We start from the raw sequence: 17,901 nt of genomic DNA on the forward strand, positions 1-17,901 counted from the left end.
AGACCGCACTCGCAGCCTGACCACCACACCAATGGTGTCCGTCAAAGCGGAACAAGCTCAGTCCGCGTGCTGGAGGAGGTAGGGCGACTGCGAGTCAGCCAGTCGGTTCACGTCTGCATCGTCGCACGGTCCACAGCGCCGGGCCCACCTTGCGAGGCCGCAGCCTGGGAGCGAAAGCCGCACGCCGTACTCCCCTCCTTACAGCCCGCATGCGTAGAGGCAGTGTCAGGACCATGACCACCCGGCGCCCAGACAAGTGGAGAGCCTGCTCAGGGAAACAACCGATGGCGTGATCCCACTCAGCCGCACCGCCAGGCTGGCTTCCCGCCGAACGATGTGGCCGCTCAGGAGTGGGCGACGCGCGGGCGTCTACCCCAGGACCCGCGGCCTCAGCCCGTCACTGCCCCTTGTGCAGAGGCATGCCTTCGCGGAAGCCTCCCTGGTGAACGACCCGGTTCAACCGGAGGGCAGTACGTGATGACCGTCCCGCGGGTCCGACTCGACGCGGCTGCTTGGAGTTTCAGTGCATACGGCCTGGCGAAGTCGAGTCGATCACCGAGTGGTGCGAGCGGGCTCCTGAAGACACCCGTCGAGGCAAGAGGCAACCGAAGCACCCGTCGCCGTCCCGCACGAGCGCTGGAGCGGGAACTCCACCTGCTGGCCATCTCTCGGACACGCAGTTGACGGGAAGGCAAACCTTATTGCGAAATGAACGGTCAGTTTGGTATTGCGGGTTCAACACCCTTCCCACATCACTCGACCGCAACACGCCCACGCCGCCACGACCCCGCAGGTGAAGACGCAAACCGGCTCGAGGAGGGGCTCTACCTGCGCATATCCCGAGAGCGTGGCGGAGCGGGCCAGAGTCGCAGGAATTCAGGCCGTTCCACTGGGGCATGTGATCTGGATGACCATGGCCAATTACTAAAACGTGTGTTCAACTAGACTCGGCCAACGGACAAGGGGGGCTCCTGATCCAGCCGCGGGGAGGCGACGGGTCCAGGTGTCCGGCGGAGGGGTTGTCATCGTGGACGTACACCGTTTTCATCGCACACACGAGATCGTCTGGAGCGGGGTCGCCGACGATTTCGTCACCGAGTACAGCCGACGGATGGTGATGTCGCTGCCGCGCCGCGACCAGCGCGAGAACGGCGAACTGTACATCTCCGGACTGCTGTCGCTCACCAGCCGCAAGTCGATGCGCTCGATAGCGTCGATGACCGGAGACGGGGCGGCTGAGCAGCGGCTGCAGCACTTCATCAGCAAGTCGTCGTGGGACTGGGGCCCGGTGCGCAGAGCTCTGGCTGCAGACCTCGACAAGGCGCTCGACCCCCTGGCGTGGGTGGTGAAGCCCATGGTGGTCCTGAAGGCGGGCGAACACACCGTCGGAGTGACCGAATCGTACGTTCCACATCTCGGACGCGTCGTCAACAACCAGCACTCGTACGGCGTCTGGCTGGCCAACGACAAGCAGAGCGCACCGGTCAACTGGCAGCTGAGACTCTCCGGGAAGTGGCTGGCCGATGCCGAGCGCAGACAGCGCGCGGAGATTCCGGAGTGGGTCGGCACCGACGACGTTGGCGTCCCGCCTGCGGCGGCAGCCGCGCTTGAGCTCACTCAGGCGTGGGGGCTGAGGCCTCGTCCGGTGATCGCAGAGGCCCGTGCGGAAGAGGCGAGAGGCTTAGTGCGGCACCTGTCGGCTGCGAAGGTCCCCTTCGTGCTGCGGATTACCGGTGCCACACGGCTGAACCCGTGGAGCGCGGTGCGGGAAGGCCGAGCGATCCGGGCGATGACGGCGCAACACCTAGCCGAAGGGGCGGACCGCAGCGGACGTCCGGTCCGGTGGCTGGACCGCATTGATCCCGTCGGCCGGTCCGCCCTGGTCACCAGCACCGATGTCGTGCTGCCGCCCGGCTCCGGTACCCCGCCGCTGCGGCTGGTCGGCGTGCAGCGTCCTGGAGAACGAAGGGCGCGGGAGCTGTGGCTGTCGAACATGACCGATGTACCTCCCGCGCACGTGGTGCGCCTGGGCCGCCTCCGCGAACGCGTCGACCAGGACTTCGCCGAGATCAGTACCAAGGTGGGCGCGATGGACTTCGAGGGCCGCACCTTCAGGGGCTGGCACCGGCACATCACTCTCAGTGCCGTGGCGCAGGGCATCGTCACCCTCTCCGCGGTACCCGACCATTCAGTGGCGCTGCCGAGCGGCGACCGCCTGCAGATCGCCTGACTGACCTGCCTCAATCCCACAGGAACAGAGGCGCCACATGGAGAGGAGGCCAGCAGCCGTGGTCTCGGGCGGCACAAGGGAAACAGCCGGTGAACTGAACCCGGACGTGGTGATCGTCGGCGGTGGGCCGGTCGGCATGCTTCTGGCCGGCGAACTGAGCCTGCACGGGGTCCGTACGACCGTGTTCGAGAAGGCTCTGCGGCCCTCGAGTGAGTCGAAAGCGGGAACCCTGCACGCCAGAACCGCACAGTCGCTGCATCGGCGCGGGCTGCTGGAGGCCGTGCAACCGGGTCAGTACACAGCCGGACGGGCCCCTCGGCAGCACGTGCCGTTCCACTTCGGTGGTCTGCCACACCTCGACCTGGCCCCGGCCGTCGAGGAGTTCCCCGCAGTGGTCGCCAGTCCGCAGGTCTACGCGGAGGCAGTCTTCGCCCAACGCGCCATCCGACTGGGCGCGCGGGTGGTGCGAGGCGCTGAGGTGACCGATGTCCGCGAGACCGACCGTCAGGTTGAGGTGACCACCCGCCAGAAAGGTGGCATGACGAAGCGGGTGCGAACAAGCTGGGTCGTGGGGTGTGATGGTGCCCGCAGCGTAGTACGGCAGAACGTCGGCATCGCGTTCGGCGGCACGCTGCCGACCATCTCCTGTCTGATGGGGGACGTCCGGTTGTCCGACCCCTCCAGCGCACCGAGCGGCTGGAACCGGACCCCGCGGGGCTGGACGATCTTCTGGACCAATCCCGCAGGCCACAGCCGCATCGGCACGTACGACTTCCGGGGCCCGCACCCCGACCACAGGTCCCCTGTCACCTTCCATGAGTTCAAGTTGGAGGTCGAGCGAATCACTGGCTGTTCAGTCGAGATGGACACGCCCCGCCATCTCTCCCGGTTCAGCGACGCCGCGCTGCTGGCAGAACGCTACCGATGCGGACGCGTCCTGCTGGCCGGGGACAGCGCGCACGTGCACTTCCCCGCCGGGGGCCAGGGTCTCAACACAGGCCTTCAGGACGCGGTCAACCTGGGGTGGAAGCTGGCCGCCTGTGTGCGGGGGGAAGCGCCGACCGGACTGCTCGACACCTACCACACGGAACGGCGCCCCGTCGCCGCACGGGTGTTGGACAACGTCCGAGCTCAAGTGGCGTTGATGCACCCGGGCGCGCCCACCGACGCCCTGCGCAGACTGTTCGCCGACCTCATGAGCGTGGACGAGGTCAACTCATACCTGGCAGGCATGGTCAGCGGCTCGGACATCGCCTATGACGTGGGGCGGCCCGCTGACATGCTGGCGGGACGCTTCATCCCCGAGACACGGCTGAGGACGGCCAGCGGCACGACCGGCCTGGCGGCGCTGCTGCACGCCGGGCGGCCGGTGCTGCTCGACCTGGCGAACCGGGCGGATGTCCGGCAGGCGGCAGCGGGCTGGGCTGGGCGAGTGGACGTCGTCACAGCCCACGCGCTGGAGGATCTGCCTGCGGACGCGCTCCTGCTGCGCCCCGACGGTTACGGAGCCTGGAGCGCGCCAGCCGGAGGGTCCAGCGCCGCCGGACTGCACGCGGCGCTGCGGCGCTGGTTCGGTGAACCGGTCGACGGCACGGAGACGGCGGACCCGCCGGAAGGATTGCGACTGTGACGGACGCTCCTCGACTGCTCAGCGGGGATGCGGCTCTCATCACCCGAGGCCAGCAGCGGCATAGGCGCCGCCGCCCACGTCTTCGCCCGGGAGGGGGCCGCCGTCATCCGCCGCCCGCCGGGAGGAGCGGCTCGCCGAACTCGTGCGGGACCTGCGCAACGACGGTCACAACGCCTCGTACGTCGTGACGGACGCGTCGCACCCCGAGGACACCGCACGCGCCGCACGGCACCTCGTCGAGGTACACGGCCGACTGGAGGCCGCGTTCAACAACGCCGGTGTGGGCGGTGACCGGCACTGCTCCACCTCATGGACGACACCGTGTACGACACCGTGATGGACACCAACGTGCGCGGGCTCTGGAACTACCTGCGGCACGAGATCGCCGCAACGTTGGAAAGCGGAGGAGGGGCCGTGGTCAACACGGCCAGTGTGGGCGGGCTGGTGGCGATCCCCCAGCCGCCCCATACGTGGCTGCTGGGCACGCGGTCGTGGGGCTGACGAGGGCGGCGGCGGACGAGTACGCGGGGCGCGGCATCCACCATGACGGCGCCGCTGCGGTACGTCGACCGAGCAGTCGCCTCGATCAGGCACGGCGCGTCCAGTTCCACGTAGCTCTCGAAGGCGTCGGCGGCGAACACCGGCCGGAAACCCGGACCGACCAGCGCACGGGCGCCCTGCTGGACGGCCTCGACCAGGACCAGCCCGGGGATGTGGTCGATCTGGTGGTCGAGCAGCAGCCCGGTTGCGCGTCTCGATGCGCAGCCGCCGGCGACCCGGCGCGGCGGGGGCGAACAGCCCGCCGGCGTGCCGGAACTCCGCGGTGATGTGCAGCCCGGCCGGGGCGCTGCCACGGCGGCCGCGCCCGGCACAGTGGGCGAGGACGTCCAGCGCGACGGGCCCGTGTGCGGGCAGCGGCTGCTCCGGGCCGACGGTGAGGCTCAGGTTGTGTGACAAGGTCTCGTTGGTGCGGGGCACCGCGTAGGCAGAGTGCGCGATGAGCAGGCCGGCCTGGCCGTAGGTCGCGGCCACGAGCATCGGACCAGCATCTGTCTGGAGCCCGGAGACCGGCACTCGGCCGCCACGCGCCTCGGGCCAGGAGGCGGTGAACCGGCACTCGGCCGGTCCGGCCCTGGCCCAGCGCGTCAGGTGCACTGAGGAGCGGTGCGTGAGGTGCAGGTGGTCCATGAGTATGTCGCCAGACCCCTCTGGTCCGGTACCGTCCAGCGGATCGGTTCCGGTGGCCTCCCGTCTCCACTGGCTCGCCGCGCGCGGGACAGCAGCTCAGGCACCTCGTGTCCCCATACGCTAATCTGACGGCCCTCACCGGGCCGCGCCCTGGGCTGGATTGCATAATCAACGTTCCATTATCCCATCCCCAGCCGAAGTCGAGGAGTGCAGTGGCATCGAAGGCACGTGGCATGCGCACCCGCAGGCAGTTGCTGGACGCTGCCGCTTCGACGTTCCTGGAGTACGGGTACGAGGGCGCGAGCATCGGCGAGATCACCAGCCGGGCGGGGCTCACCAGGGGCGCCGTCTACTTCCACTTCACCTCGAAGGAGGAGCTGGCCCAGGGCGTACTGGACGAGGCTGTGACCACCGAGGGGGTAGGGCCGCAGCTGCTCAAACTCCAGGAGCTGGTCGACGCCGCGATGGCGCTGGCTTACCGGCTGCCGAGGGAGCCGGTGCTGGCCGCGGCGCTGCGTCTCGCGGTGGACAACGGGGTTCGCCGCGGCGTGCGCACAGCATGGCCGGAGTGGATCGCGCTACTCACCGGAATGCTCGAGGAAGCCAAGCGCAGTGGGGAGACGCTGCCGCACGTGGATGCGGGTCGGACGGCGCGGCTGGTGATGAGCAGCTGGACGGGGGCCGCCCTCGTCCTGGACAGGGTGCCCGACGGCCACGATCTGGAGCACCACATCGGCACGCTGCTCGACCATCTGCTGCCGTCGATCGCGGTTCCGGCGGTGCTTGCCCGGCTGGACACCGCGGCCGGGCGCGGTGCGCGGCTGGTAGCCGCGGCGGTGCAGGACGCCCCCCGGCTGTGTTCTCCCGTGGGAACCGGCGTACGGGCCCCGTTGTGAGCGGTCAGTCCAGCGCGGCCAGTGCGAGGCGGGCAGCATCCCGCAGTCGCCGGGCTTCCGGCGCGGCCCGCGCAATCACCCGCACCCCCTGCATCACCACGAGCAGGAAGTGAGTGATCTCGTGGGGGTCCTTGTCGGCGGCCAGCTCGCCCTGAGCCTGGGCCCGGAGCAGGGAGGAGGCCAGCGCCGTCTCCACGACACTCCAGCTCACCTCCACCTGGCGGGTGACCTCCTGGTCGCGTGGGGACAGTTCCACCGCCGCGTTCACCACCATGCAGCCCCGGCGGTGCGGGTCGGTCAGAGCCTCGGTGACCCAGCTCTCCACGAAGGCACGTACGGCCGGCAGAGCCGGTCCCGGCTGTGCGAGCGCGGTGACGAAGCCTGCCTCACTGCCCCGCAGATACCGTCGCATAGCGGCCAGGTACAGGTCGTGCTTGCTGCCGAAGGTGCCGTACAGGCTGGCCCGGCCGATGCCCAGGTGCTCGACGAGGTCGGCCATCGAGGTTGCTTCATAGCCCCGTTCCCAGAACAGTTCCATCGCGCGCCCGAGCACCGTATCGGGATCGAATTCCTTGGTTCTGGCCATGTCCCCGAGGCTAACAAAAACAGACCGGGCAATCCAGAAAGCCAGCGCCGGGACAGCCGGGCGGGCCTTCCAGCTGTCGGGCGCCGGTGGGCGGTGTCCGGGGCCGGTGGCGGAGCGCGATTGCTCAGCGCCCCGGCAGCCGGATGGACTGGCCGTGCCGGAAGAAGTCGGTCGGGTCCCACTCGGCCTTCACGCGCTGCAGGCGCGGGTAGTTCTCGCCGTAGTAGAGCGTGGTCCAGGGCACGCCCGACCGGTTGCGGCGCGGGTCGCTCAAGTCGATATCGGGGTAGTTGACATAGCAACCGTCGGTGTTCCTGTCAGGCAGCGGCACACCTCCGGTTCTGGCGTAGACGTCCTCGTAGATGTCGCGCAGCCAGGCGATGTTGATGGCGTCCTCGTCGGCTGAGTGCCAGTACGTCTGGTACAGCAGCTTGAACGCCGAGTCTCGGTGGACGGAGGCAGTGGCAGTCCGCGACACGGAGTTGACGGCTCCCCCGTAGGAACTGAGCAGCACCATGGCGTTCGGGTTGGAGAAATCGGTGCGGGTCAGGTGCCGGTACATCGTGGCGATCTGCTGCCGGGGAATGTTGCTACGCAGGTAGGCCGACTTGTAGTCGCCGCGCAGAGTGGGGTCGACCAAGACCGGGTTGGTGACTCCCAGGTAGCGCGTGGCCTGGAGCCAGGGCAGCCGCTGCGGGGTGGCGAGGTCCGGCATCGGCCCGTGTTCGCCCATCGCGTTGGTCACCGCGCCGTGAGGCACACCCACGCCCTCCGAAACGGCCCGCAGGAACGTGTCCAGCAGTCCACGGGCGTCTGGGACCGTGGCGTCCGCTTGGGTCAGCAGACCGATCTGACCGTTGCAGCGGTGGTTCAGGCTCAGGTTGGCGACCAAACCGTCGTACGGGCTGCCCGGCGCGGCGTGCGCCTCGTGCCAGGCGCCGTAGTTGCGCACCAGGCGGGTGAAGGCCTGCTCCGTCATCTCCCCCCAGGGCCAGGCAACCGCGCTGAGCAGCACTTGGGCCGGAGGCCTGGGAAGCAGCTCGCCGGGCGTGGTGCCCGTCGCGCCCGGCGTGCGGAACCAGTACCGCGTCACCACACCGAAGTTGCCCCCGCCTCCGCCGGTGTGGGCCCACCACAGATCGCGGTTGGGGTCGTCCTGCTCTCGGGTGGCGACCACCACGCGGGCCTGGTGCCGGGCGTCCACGACGACCACCTCGACGGCGTACAGGTGGTCCACGATCAGACCGTCTCTGCGGCAGAGCATGCCCCAGCCGCCGCCACTGACATGCCCACCCACACCCACCGAGTAACACACGCCGCCCGGCACGACGACTCCGTACGCTTTGTAAAGACGCTCGTAGACATCGGTAAGCGTGGCGCCTGCCTGAACCTCGAAGGCGCCGCGCTGCTCGTCGAACCGCACCTCAGTCATCTCGGAGAGGTCGATGACCGTCTCAACGGCGTCGTTGAAGACGAAGTCCTCATAGCAATGGCCACCACCGCGCACGGTGAGCCGCTTGCCCGCGTCGACCGCCTGCTGGACCGCGCTGTGTACCTGCTCGGTGGAGGCGGTCAGACGAACGCTCTCCGGCCGGGCCGTCCAGCGCTGGTTCATGCCGCGCACCAAGTCGGGATAGCGGGCGTCGCCGGGCCGGACGGAAGCAGCCGGGAACGGCGCCGCCTCCGCTGTCCCGGCCGCACCCGCCGCCGTCAGCGCGGCAGCGGGGCGGCCGACGGCGACCGGCACCCCGGCGCCGGCCAGGACGGCCGCGCCCGCCATCAGCCGTCGCCTCGACCAGCCGGCCTCCGCGGAGTCTCCAGCACGGTCGTCGGGGAAGGAGGTACTGGACATCACGGTCACCCCGCCTTGATCGACAGCGAGTGGTTGAAGAGGTCCTTGGGGTCCCACTGGGCCTTGACCGCCTGCAACCGCCGGTAGCCGGACTTGAAGTACAGCTCGTACCACGGGATGCCCGAGCGGTTGTACCGCGAGTCCGCGAGGTCCGCATCGGCATAGTTGATGAAGCAGCCGTCGGTGTCGGCGTTGGACGCGGGCACGCCGCCGGAGGCCGCGTACACGTCCTGGTAGAAGGAGCGGACCCAGTTCAAGTGGGTGGCGTCATGGGCAGGGTCGGTCCAGAAGCTCACGTAGTGGAGCTTGAGGATCGAGTCACGCTGCGGGACCGCCGTGTCCCCTGCCGGCACGGTGTTCGTCTTGCCACCGTACGCAGTGATCATGACGAGCGACGCGGGGTGAGCGTGGTCAATGCGCGTCATGTGCTTCCAGAACGCCTTGAGATTGGCGTCGGTGAACCCGCGCCGCATGTACGCCGACTTGCCCTTGAAGCGTGTGGTGGTGTCGGTGCCGGTGAAGCCGGGCCACTGGGTGACCGCGTGCAGCCAGGAGATCTTGCGGCGGTCGTCCACCCGGAAGTCGACGCCGGTTCCCTCGTTGACTGCGGCCAGGTAGGAGTCAAGCAGCGCGCCGGCGTTCGGTGCGGACGCGTCCACCTGCGTCGTCATGGAGAACGAACCAGCCGATCTGTGCTGGGGCTTGAGCTGGCTGAAGAGGGTTGCGTACGGCGACTCGGGCGAGCTGTTGGCCTCGTACCACTTGCCGAAGTTGCGCAGCAGGCGGGTGAACGCAGCCTCGGTCATGTCGCTCCATGACCAGGTGACGTTCGAGACGAGGACTTCGGACGGCGGCTTGGGCAGTTGTTCGGACGGGGCCGTGCCGGAGACGTCGGGCGAGCGGAACAGATACCGGGTGACCACGCCGAGGCTGCCGCCACCCCCACCGGTGTGCGCCCACCACAAGCTGCGGTTGGGGTCGTTGTCCTCGCGAGTGGCGACCACCTTCGACACCCTGCCGGCCGAGTCGACGACGACCAGTTCCACGCCCCACAGGTGGTCGACGATCAGGCCGTGCCGCCTGGACAGCGGGCCGTACCCGCCGCCGGACACGTGCCCGCCTATGCCCACGGTCGGGCAGCTTCCGCCCGGCAGGGTGACGCCCCACTGGCGGTACAGGGTCCGGTACACGTCACCGAGGCGGGCGCCCGGCTCGACGTAGAAGGCCCCGCGAGTCTCGTCGTACCCGATCGCGCTCAGGTTGGACAGGTCGATGACGGTTCGGACGCGGTCGTTGGTGACGAAGTCCTCGTAACAGTGGCCACCGCTCCGCACCGCGAAGCCCTTGCCGGCGCGGACAGCCTGCTGGACGGCGCGCAGGACCTGGGCCGGCGTGCTGACCAGCTGGATACTGTCCGGAGTGCCCACCCATCGCTGGTTGCTGCCCCAGGTCAGGTCGGGGTAGCGGTGATCCCCTGGCGTTACCGTGACGACGGCCGCTCCGGCTTCCGCCGCCCCGGCCGCGGCGGCCTTCGACGGCTCAGCGGCGGCAGCCGCCGGTGCGGTGGCGACGGCGGGCAGTACGGCCGTCACGCCACCTGCCAGCGCGACGTTTCTGGCGAACGCGCGACGGGAGTGGCCTGGCATGGTCGTGTGCTCCTCTTCCGGATTCCGGGCAGGTCGTGTGTGGGGCGTGCGGCACTTGGGGGACGCGTGATCCGGTGCCCCGTGGAGGGAGGGAATGGGGGAATCTGCCGGCGCAGCGGTCAGCGCGCATCGCGCTGGACGAGACCGTCGACGATGAACTGCAGCGCGTCCGAGAAGTAGCGCTTCGTCTCGTGCAGGAAGTATCGGGTCTGCTCGGCTTTCTCGGCACCGGCGGGGCTGAGGACGACGCGCAGGGTCAGCGTGGGGCGACCCGTCTCGTCCGTGCCGAGTTCGTTGACGATCTGCTCGATGCAGGGGTCGTTGACCGGCCGGAAGACGACTCGCTCGTGGTCCTCGAAGCTCACGCGCTCCTGCACCCGGTCGGCGTCGCGGACGGTGATCTCACGAAGGAACCCGTCGTCGTAGCGTTCCAGCACGCGGCAAGCCGTCACTGCCGGTACGTACGGGCTGGGGTTCTCCGCCTTGTGGAGCAGCCCCTCCCAGACCTGGTCGGCGTCCGGCCTGACCGGGCTCTCGCCCGGACCGGCGACAGGGAGTGTCCAACTGAGAATGGCCATATGCCAGTGCCTTCCTGATCCGTGGGTCAGCTCGGAGTCTGGTCGGCCCGCGGCCCCAGGACATCGCATGAACGTGCGATCTCTTGTGCTCCACAACCGCACAGCATGGGTGCCGATCTTGTTCCGCGGCCGACCTGCCGTCGGCTCGTCACTGGCCGGGACAACCTGCTCGCGTCGTGCTTCGCCAGAGTGGCGACCTCTAATCTAGATCGATCGTTCCGGAGTGTGGTAGCTTTCAATCGCCGCAAGCAAGGGGAATCCGCAAGGACTTCGGCCTCTATAGTGGAATGAGCATTCATTTATGGGTTCCGTCTCTGTGGACGACTCGCCCTACACGGCCCCGCCTCGGATGCGGGCCGGGCTGTCCTTCGCACTCCTGGGCGCCGTCCAGGTCACTCTGATCGCGACAATCACCGTGATCACGGTGGCCCTACCGGTGATCCAGCGAGATCTGCAACTGACCGACACGGATCTCGTCTTCGCCACCTCCGCGTACAGCCTGTCCTTCGGAGGGCTGCTGGTCCTGGGTGGCCGTCTTGCCGACCTGCTCGGTCACCGGGCGGTGTTCGTGGCGGGGGTGGTGGTTTTCGGTACCGCCTCAATCGCTGCCGCAGCCGCCACCTCGCTGTGGGTCCTGGTGGCCGCCCGGTTCGCGCAGGGCATAGGAGCAGCCCTCGCGGCCCCCGCCGCGATGGCACTGCTCAGCTCGGTCTTTCCGGAGGCGGCACGGCGTACCCGGGCGCTGGCCGTATGGGGAGTGCTTGCCAGTATCGGGGCCAGCTCCGGCACCATCCTGTCCGGGGTGATCCTCTCCTGGGTTCAGTGGCGCTGGGTGTTCGTCGGGCCGGCCGTCGTCTCCGCGGTGATCGTCCTGTTCGCGCCACTCCTGCCGACGGGTCCGCCACGCCGACCCGAACGGCTCGACATCCCGGGCGCCCTGCTCATCACCGCGGGACTGACCGCGTTCATCTTCGGGCTGGGCGAGTCGGACTGGCTGTGGATCGGCATCGGCGCCTCGGGTCTGGCCCTGTTCGCGGTGACCCAGGCTCGGTCGTCCCGGCCACTGGTGCCGCCGGCGCTGCTGGCGTCGACCCACAGGCTGGCAGCGCTGCTGGCCATCGGCCTGACGGCCGCCGCGATGGCGTCGTACTTCTTCCTCCTGGCGATCTACTTCCAGAAGACGCTGGACTACTCCCCCCTGCGCACCTCGGCGGCGTTCCTCCCGCCCGTCTTCGCGGTGCTGTTCACCGCGACGGTCGGCGGCTGGGCCACGCGCCGGTTCGGGGCCGGTCTCCTGACGGCTGCGGGGCTGGCTCTTGGTGCGGCCGGGTTGGGCCTGCTGAGTCAGCTCGGCGCGGACTCGTCGTACTGGGGGCTGCTCGTGGTCGGGATCACGCTCTTTCCGGTGGGAGCCGGATTCACCTTCTCCGGGGCGACCGTGTGGGCCGTGCAACGCACCGCCTCCGAGGAGGCCGGCCTCGTGGGAGGGGTCGTGAACACGGCCATGGAGATCGGCCCTCCGGTCGGCCTGGCCGTCCTCGTCCCGCTCGCCGTCTCACACGCCGCGGGGCACGGAGGCGGCGGGGCCGCAGCGGACGGGAGCGGCTACGGCTTCGCCTTCGGCACGGCGGCCGTCGCTCTGGCCGTGACAGCCGGGCTCGTACTGCTCCTACGCGCAGCGGCTTCTTCGAAGGCCGCGACGCGCGGCTGAGTACCGGTTGACCGCGGGCGCGGCGAGTGTCGTGGTCCGCGACTGATACCACCCGAAGCACAACACGACATCACAACATGGAAATGGAGTTCTCATGAGTGCACGCTTCACCGACAAGGTCGTTCTCGTCACCGGAGCCGGTGGCGTACTGGGCCGGACCGCGGCGCTGTCCTTCGCCAAGGAGGGCGCGACCGTCGTTGTCGCCGACGTCAACGAGAGCGGCGTGAGCGAGACGGTCAAGTTGATCGAGGCCGAGGGCGGCAAGGCCTCTGGCGTCGTCGTCGACGTCACCAGCTCCGAGAGTGTCAAGGCGATGGTGGACACCGCTGTCTCCCGCCACGGCAGTCTGCACGTCGCCTTCAACAACGCCGGCATCCTCGGTGGCGGCACGCCGGTCGGCGAGCACGACGAGGACGTGTGGGACAAGGTGCTCGCAGTCAACCTCAAGGGCGTCTTCCTCGCGCTGAAGCACGAAACCGCGCACATGGCGGTCAACGGCGGCGGCGTCATCGTCAACACCGCCTCCAACCTGGGCGCCCACTGGCGCCTGGCCGGCATGAGCGCCTACTCGACATCCAAGGCCGGCGTCAGTTTTCTGACCCGGACCGCCGCACTTGAGTACATCGAGCAGGGCGTGCGCATCAATTCCATCAGCCCCGGCCCGATCGACACTCCGATGTCCTACCTCCCGGGCGAGACCCGCGAGCAGCGTGACGCCCGCCTGGCCCCCACCGTTCCGCTGGGGAGGGTTGCCGACCCGCAGGAGGTCGCCAACGCCGTCCTGTGGCTGGCCTCGGAGGAGTCCAGCTACGTCGTGGGGCACGACCACGTGATCGACGGCGGTGCCACCGCCTGACCATCGGAAGGCGTACGGCGCGGTGACGCGCCACGAGGGGGGCTGCGGACGCCGCGGCCCCCCTCAGGCATGCCCAGTGATGTGGCGTTCCCTGCCGAGCTGACGAAGTCTGTCGGTTCTGACGCAGTCTCCCGGACCTGACGGAACGCTGCGAAGCCCACGGAGTCCTCCTTCCGTGACGACATCCCACTCACGTCAGGTTGTGCCGGGTGCCTGACATTTCCCGGCGCGTCTGACGATGTCGCGCATTCCGCTTTGCCGTCCAGCCAGAAGGCAAGGCAGTCTCGTACCCGTGACCTCCCCGGAAACGCAGCGGATCTCACACAACCGCAACGTGTGGCGGATATTCACCGACTTCGTAATGAAGTGATACGGAAAGCGAGTCGATGCAGACGCTCAAGGCAACGAGGAGGGCTCGTCCGACCAGCTCCCGATCGGGATGGAGTTCGCTGACACCGGCCGAGTTGCAGGTAGCTCGCCTGGTGGCCGTAGGACTGAGCAACCGTGCCGTGGCAGAAGAACTGATGGTGTCCCCGCACACGGTCAACACGCATGTGCGGAACGCGTTTCTGAAACTCGATGTCTCCAGTCGGGTGCAGTTGACGCGACATGTACTACTCCATGACCCGGAAGCTTTTTGACCGCGCACTCCCACATTCAACGAAAGGACCTGAATCTTCATGTGTGGAATGGCCGGATGGGTGAGCTATGGACGCGACTTGAGCGGGTCGGCTGAGCTCGTCTCCACGATGACCGAGACCATGACCTGCCGGGGCCCTGACGAGGGCGGCCTGTGGGTGTCGGAGCGCGCGGTACTCGGGCACCGCCGCCTCGCGGTCATCGACCTGGAGGGCGGTCGACAGCCGATGGCCGAAGCGGAAGACGGCAGCCTCCCGGTCATCACTTACACCGGTGAGGTATACAACTTTCCGGAACTACGGGATGAACTGGCCTCGCTGGGGCACGAGTTCCACACGTCCAGCGACACCGAAGTGGTACTTCGGGCCTATCTGGAGTGGGGTGCCTCGTTCGCCGATCGTCTCAACGGCATGTATGCGTTCGCCATCTGGGATCCGCGTACCGAGGAACTCCTCCTGGTCCGCGACCGGATGGGCGTCAAGCCCCTCTATTACTACCCGACCGCGGACGGCGTGATCTTCGGCTCCGAGCCCAAGGCCGTCCTCGCCCACGACGAGGCAGAGGCGATCGTCGACGCCGAGGGCCTGCGGGAGATCTTCGGTATCGTCAAGACGCCGGGCCACGCGGTGTTCAAGGGCATGCGCGAGGTGCTGCCGGCCACCGTGTTGCGGTTCTCGCGCGGCGGCAACAGCGCCACGACGTACTGGAAGCTGGAGGCCCGCGAGCACACCGATGATCTGGAGACCACGGTGGCTCGGGTCAGATCCCTGCTGGAGGACATCGTCGACCGGCAGCTCGTCGCGGACGTCACCGTCGGCACGCTGCTCTCCGGCGGACTCGACTCCAGCGCCGTGACGGCGCTCGCAGCAGCCGCCCGGGCCCGGCGTGGCGTCACCGAGCCGATCCGGGCCTTCTCCGTGGACTTCGTGGGACACGAGCAGCGCTTCGAGTCCAACGTCCAGTGGGAGGACCCGGACACCCCGTTCGCCATCGAGGTGGCCGAGCGGGTGGGTGCCGAGCACATCATCGTCGAGCTCGACAGCGACGACATCCTCGACTCCGAAGTCCGGAACGCGGTGCTGCGGGCACAGGACCTGCCGGTGTCCACCGGCGACATGGAGTACTCCCTGTTCCTGCTGTGCCGCGCCCTCAAGGAGCGCATGACGGTGGCACTCTCGGGCGAGGCGGCCGACGAACTGTTCGGAGGCTATACCTGGTTCCACGACAAGGAAGCCGTGGAGCTCGACAGCTTCCCCTGGCACCACCCCTTCGAGAAGGCCGGCGGTATCGGCGCCCTCCGGGACGTCGGGTTGTGGGGCCGCCTCGACCTCGACAGCTACGTCAAACAGCGCTACTCGGAGGCTCTCGAGGAGGTCCCGCGCCTTCCCGGAGAGAGCGGCCACGAGGCCCGGATGCGCGAGCTGACCTATCTCAACATCACGCGGTGGGAGAACTTCCTGCTGGACCGCAAGGACCGCATCAGCATGGCCGTCAGTCTGGAGGTCCGGGTGCCGTTCACCGACCACCGCCTGGTCGAATACGTCTACAACACCCCCTGGGCGATGAAGAACTTCGACGGGCGGGAGAAGAGCCTGCTGCGCTCAGCCATGCGTGGAGTACTGCCCGACTCTGTCCTGGACCGGAAGAAGAACCCCTACCCGTCCACTCAGGACGGCAAGTACGAAGTCGCCCTGCGGCAGAAGGTCGAGGAGATTCTCACCGAGGGCGCCCCGGTCCTGCGAATAGTCTCCGAGGAGGACGTGCGGCGGCTGCTCGACCGGCCCGTGGGCTCCTTCGCCATCGGCGGTCCCTGGAGTGCCCGGGCCGTCCTCGAGCGCCTGGTCGAGTTCAACGCGTGGGTCTCCGAGTACGACGTCCGCGTCGAGATCTGACCGACCCCGCACCCACGCAGGCAGGCATGGCGCGGACACAGCACCCCCGCTGGTGCAGTCACCCGCCTGTCTGCGTGCTGGCCGGCGCCATGCCGACGCCCGCACCCGTTCTGCACTCGCTCCCGATTCCCTGATGCCGTCCCGCGACGGTGTACCGGCCTATCATCCGTGGGGTTCCAGTGACCGACATGTCATCGCATCTCCGCATGCTGCCCGCACTTCAACAGCCTGACTGGTCAGGCGAACGGCACGTGTCCCAGGTACGCGACGAACTGGCGCACATGCCGCCGCTGGTCGATGCCGAGGCGGTGCACCACCTGAACGACCTCCTGGCGGAGGCCGCCGCCGGGCACATCCAGATCGTGCAGGCGGGCGACTGCGCCGAGGACCCGGCCGAATGCAACCCGACCGACATCGCCCGCAAGGCCGCCCTGCTGGACGTGCTGGCGGGCACCATGAAGCTTGCCTCGCTGAAGCCGGTACTACGGGTGGGGCGGCTCGCCGGTCAGTTCGGCAAGCCGCGCTCCCGGCCCACCGAAGTCGTCGGCGGTGTGGAGCTGCCGGTCTACCGAGGCCACATGGTCAACCGCCCCGAGCCTGCGCCGGAAGGGCGCCGTCCCAACCCCGCACACCTGCTGTCCGGTTACCGCGCCGCCAGCGACGCGATGCACCACCTTGGCTGGCGTACGTCCCGGAGGCACCGCCTCGAGCTTCCCGTGTGGACCAGCCACGAGGCACTGCTACTGGACTATGAGATTCCTCTGCTGCGCCGCGAACCGGACAACTCCCTGCTGCTGACCTCGACGCACTGGCCGTGGGTCGGGGAGCGCACCCGACAGGTCGGCGGCGCACACGTCGCGCTCCTCGCCGCCATCAGCAACCCGATCGCCTGCAAGGTCGGTCCCGGCGTCTCGGTGGATGAGTTGATCGCCCTGTGCCAGAAGCTGGACCCCGAACGGCGTCCCGGCCGGCTGACGCTCATCGCCCGGATGGGCGCGGAGGCCGCCGCCGACCGGCTGCCGGAACTGGTCCAGGCGGTCGTCTCGGCGGGACACCCCGTCATCTGGCTCAGCGATCCCATGCACGGCAACACCGTCAACGGCCCGGACGGGCTGAAGACCCGGTTCCTGGAGACCGTCGTGCGGGAGATCGACCACTTCCAGCAGGCCGTGCGCGAGAACGGTGGCACGGCCGGTGGCCTGCACCTGGAAACGACGCCGGAAACGGTCACCGAGTGTGTGCGCAACGCCTCGTTCCTCGACCGTGTGAGCGAGAAGTACCTGAGCTACTGCGACCCGCGGCTCAACCCCTCGCAAGCCGTCGAGGTGGTCTCGGCCTGGCGTGGTTGACCGGGACCGGGTTCTTGGACCGACACCGACCGCAGCGCCACGTCCACGATACGGAGGAAACATGGAAGGCAGGATCGCCCTGGTCACCGGGGCGGCCGGGGGTATCGGCGAAGCCATCGTGCGTACCCTTGCAGAGCGCGGCGCCCGGGTCGCCGCGGTGGACCGGGACCCGGCTCGGCTGGCGGAGGCCGTGGCCCGACTGACCACCCGGGAGTTGCGGGTCACCGCCATCCCCGCCGACATCACGTCGAGCGCGGACGTCAACCGGGCCGTCGACGCCGTCGAGGACACCGTGGGACCGGTGGACTACCTGGTCAACTCGGCGGGCGTGCTGCGGCTCGGCGAGACCCGCAAGCTCACCGACCGAGACTGGACCGACACCTTCGCCGTCAACGCCACCGGCGTCTTCCACGTCTCCCGTGCGGTGGTGGACCGCATGGTGGCCCGGGGTGGCGGGGCCGTCGTCACAGTCGCCTCCAACGCCGCCGGCACCGCACGTACCGAGATGGCCGCGTACGCCGCCTCCAAGGCCGCGGCGGCCATGTTCACCAAATGCCTGGGCCTCGAGGTGGCTCCTTACGGCATCCGCTGCAATGTGGTCGCCCCCGGCTCCACGGACACGCCGATGCTGCGCGGCATGCACGAAGGCGACACCGCCGTCCGTACCTCCGTGACCGGAACGCCTTCGGCCTACAAGGTCGGCATCCCCCTCGGCAAGGTCGCCCGGCCCGAGGACATCGCCGAAGCGGTCGCCTTCCTGCTGTCAGACGAAGCCGGCCACATCGCGCTACACAGTCTGACCGTGGACGGCGGGGCGACACTCGGTGTCCAGTGAGGAGAGTACGGTG

Annotated in this window: 15 protein-coding genes; 11 read left to right on the forward strand and 4 right to left on the reverse strand. The window is 68.6% G+C overall.

What is annotated here, in order from left to right; all coding sequences use genetic code 11:
* The first annotated feature begins 1,027 nt into the window (after nucleotides 1–1,027).
* The 5 genes from QNO07_RS04105 (at nucleotide 1,028) to QNO07_RS04120 (ending at nucleotide 5,944) form a co-directional block, all read left to right on the forward strand.
* Nucleotides 1,028–2,230, forward strand: a complete 1,203-nt coding sequence (locus QNO07_RS04105; protein ID WP_283990076.1) for an IS701 family transposase — start codon at nucleotides 1,028–1,030, stop codon at nucleotides 2,228–2,230.
* A 37-nt stretch (nucleotides 2,231–2,267) separates the two neighbouring features.
* The gene (locus QNO07_RS04110; RefSeq protein ID WP_283990077.1) at nucleotides 2,268–3,860 is read left to right on the forward strand and encodes an FAD-dependent monooxygenase; all 1,593 of its coding nucleotides are present in this window, start codon (nucleotides 2,268–2,270) and stop codon (nucleotides 3,858–3,860) included.
* Between the two features lie 142 nt (nucleotides 3,861–4,002).
* Complete coding sequence (locus QNO07_RS27515; protein ID WP_349636803.1) at nucleotides 4,003–4,197, forward strand: hypothetical protein; 195 nt, start codon at nucleotides 4,003–4,005, stop codon at nucleotides 4,195–4,197.
* A complete protein-coding gene (locus tag QNO07_RS27520; RefSeq protein WP_349636807.1) occupies nucleotides 4,170–4,361 on the forward strand; it encodes a hypothetical protein in 192 nt (63 codons plus the stop codon). The genes QNO07_RS27515 and QNO07_RS27520 overlap by 28 nt, the downstream gene beginning before the upstream one ends.
* Nucleotides 4,362–5,281: 920 nt before the next feature.
* Complete coding sequence (locus tag QNO07_RS04120; protein ID WP_283990078.1) at nucleotides 5,282–5,944, forward strand: ScbR family autoregulator-binding transcription factor; 663 nt, start codon at nucleotides 5,282–5,284, stop codon at nucleotides 5,942–5,944.
* A 4-nt stretch (nucleotides 5,945–5,948) separates the two neighbouring features.
* On the opposite strand, the gene QNO07_RS04125 is transcribed toward QNO07_RS04120, so the two are convergent.
* From QNO07_RS04125 to QNO07_RS04140, 4 genes are all read right to left on the reverse strand, one after another.
* Nucleotides 5,949–6,530 carry a TetR/AcrR family transcriptional regulator gene (locus QNO07_RS04125; protein ID WP_283990080.1) on the reverse strand — a complete coding sequence of 194 codons (582 nt, stop codon included), beginning with the start codon at nucleotides 6,528–6,530 and terminating at the stop codon, nucleotides 5,949–5,951.
* 124 nt (nucleotides 6,531–6,654) lie between these two features.
* Nucleotides 6,655–8,310 (reverse strand): FAD-binding oxidoreductase, encoded by a 1,656-nt coding sequence (locus QNO07_RS04130; protein WP_502961782.1) that lies wholly within the window; start codon nucleotides 8,308–8,310, stop codon nucleotides 6,655–6,657.
* Nucleotides 8,311–8,387: 77 nt separating this feature from the next.
* Nucleotides 8,388–10,028: an FAD-binding oxidoreductase gene (locus tag QNO07_RS04135; protein ID WP_283990082.1), complete on the reverse strand. Its 1,641-nt coding sequence runs from the start codon at nucleotides 10,026–10,028 to the stop codon at nucleotides 8,388–8,390.
* Between the two features lie 119 nt (nucleotides 10,029–10,147).
* Entirely contained in the window at nucleotides 10,148–10,606 is a 459-nt protein-coding gene (locus tag QNO07_RS04140) for an SRPBCC family protein (RefSeq protein WP_283990083.1), read from the reverse strand.
* 301 nt (nucleotides 10,607–10,907) lie between these two features.
* On the opposite strand from QNO07_RS04140, the gene QNO07_RS04145 reads away from it, so the two are divergent.
* The 6 genes from QNO07_RS04145 to QNO07_RS04170 all read left to right on the forward strand — a co-directional run bounded on the left by QNO07_RS04145 (nucleotide 10,908) and on the right by QNO07_RS04170 (nucleotide 17,888).
* A complete protein-coding gene (locus tag QNO07_RS04145; RefSeq protein ID WP_283990084.1) occupies nucleotides 10,908–12,317 on the forward strand; it encodes an MFS transporter in 1,410 nt (469 codons plus the stop codon).
* Between the two features lie 94 nt (nucleotides 12,318–12,411).
* Nucleotides 12,412–13,173, forward strand: coding sequence for an SDR family NAD(P)-dependent oxidoreductase (locus QNO07_RS04150; RefSeq protein ID WP_283990085.1), 762 nt, complete (start codon nucleotides 12,412–12,414; stop codon nucleotides 13,171–13,173).
* Between the two features lie 386 nt (nucleotides 13,174–13,559).
* A complete protein-coding gene (locus tag QNO07_RS04155; protein ID WP_283990086.1) occupies nucleotides 13,560–13,814 on the forward strand; it encodes a helix-turn-helix domain-containing protein in 255 nt (84 codons plus the stop codon).
* A 39-nt stretch (nucleotides 13,815–13,853) separates the two neighbouring features.
* The gene (gene asnB, locus QNO07_RS04160) at nucleotides 13,854–15,704 is read left to right on the forward strand and encodes an asparagine synthase (glutamine-hydrolyzing) (RefSeq protein ID WP_283990087.1); all 1,851 of its coding nucleotides are present in this window, start codon (nucleotides 13,854–13,856) and stop codon (nucleotides 15,702–15,704) included.
* Nucleotides 15,705–15,892: 188 nt separating this feature from the next.
* Complete coding sequence (locus QNO07_RS04165; RefSeq protein ID WP_283990088.1) at nucleotides 15,893–17,053, forward strand: 3-deoxy-7-phosphoheptulonate synthase; 1,161 nt, start codon at nucleotides 15,893–15,895, stop codon at nucleotides 17,051–17,053.
* Nucleotides 17,054–17,114: 61 nt separating this feature from the next.
* On the forward strand, nucleotides 17,115–17,888 hold the full coding sequence (locus QNO07_RS04170; RefSeq protein WP_283990089.1) for a 2,3-dihydro-2,3-dihydroxybenzoate dehydrogenase: 774 nt from the start codon (nucleotides 17,115–17,117) through the stop codon (nucleotides 17,886–17,888).
* Nucleotides 17,889–17,901: the final 13 nt, after the last annotated feature.

The sequence above is a fragment of the Streptomyces sp. 549 genome (assembly GCF_030124175.1).
Classification (GTDB): domain Bacteria; phylum Actinomycetota; class Actinomycetes; order Streptomycetales; family Streptomycetaceae; genus Streptomyces.

Excerpts from the sequence above, each read along its gene's own strand:
- QNO07_RS04110 (WP_283990077.1), top strand. The coding sequence starts at position 2,268 with ATGGAGAGGAGGCCAGCAGCCGTGGTCTCGGGCGGCACAAGGGAAACA.
- QNO07_RS27520 (WP_349636807.1), top strand. The coding sequence starts at position 4,170 with ATGGACGACACCGTGTACGACACCGTGATGGACACCAACGTGCGCGGG.
- QNO07_RS04120 (WP_283990078.1), top strand. The coding sequence starts at position 5,282 with ATGCGCACCCGCAGGCAGTTGCTGGACGCTGCCGCTTCGACGTTCCTG.
- QNO07_RS04125 (WP_283990080.1), bottom strand. The coding sequence starts at position 6,530 with ATGGCCAGAACCAAGGAATTCGATCCCGATACGGTGCTCGGGCGCGCG.
- QNO07_RS04130 (WP_502961782.1), bottom strand. The coding sequence starts at position 8,310 with ATGGCGGGCGCGGCCGTCCTGGCCGGCGCCGGGGTGCCGGTCGCCGTC.
- QNO07_RS04135 (WP_283990082.1), bottom strand. The coding sequence starts at position 10,028 with ATGCCAGGCCACTCCCGTCGCGCGTTCGCCAGAAACGTCGCGCTGGCA.
- QNO07_RS04140 (WP_283990083.1), bottom strand. The coding sequence starts at position 10,606 with ATGGCCATTCTCAGTTGGACACTCCCTGTCGCCGGTCCGGGCGAGAGC.
- QNO07_RS04145 (WP_283990084.1), top strand. The coding sequence starts at position 10,908 with ATGGGTTCCGTCTCTGTGGACGACTCGCCCTACACGGCCCCGCCTCGG.
- QNO07_RS04150 (WP_283990085.1), top strand. The coding sequence starts at position 12,412 with ATGAGTGCACGCTTCACCGACAAGGTCGTTCTCGTCACCGGAGCCGGT.
- QNO07_RS04155 (WP_283990086.1), top strand. The coding sequence starts at position 13,560 with ATGCAGACGCTCAAGGCAACGAGGAGGGCTCGTCCGACCAGCTCCCGA.
- asnB (WP_283990087.1), top strand. The coding sequence starts at position 13,854 with ATGTGTGGAATGGCCGGATGGGTGAGCTATGGACGCGACTTGAGCGGG.
- QNO07_RS04165 (WP_283990088.1), top strand. The coding sequence starts at position 15,893 with ATGTCATCGCATCTCCGCATGCTGCCCGCACTTCAACAGCCTGACTGG.
- QNO07_RS04170 (WP_283990089.1), top strand. The coding sequence starts at position 17,115 with ATGGAAGGCAGGATCGCCCTGGTCACCGGGGCGGCCGGGGGTATCGGC.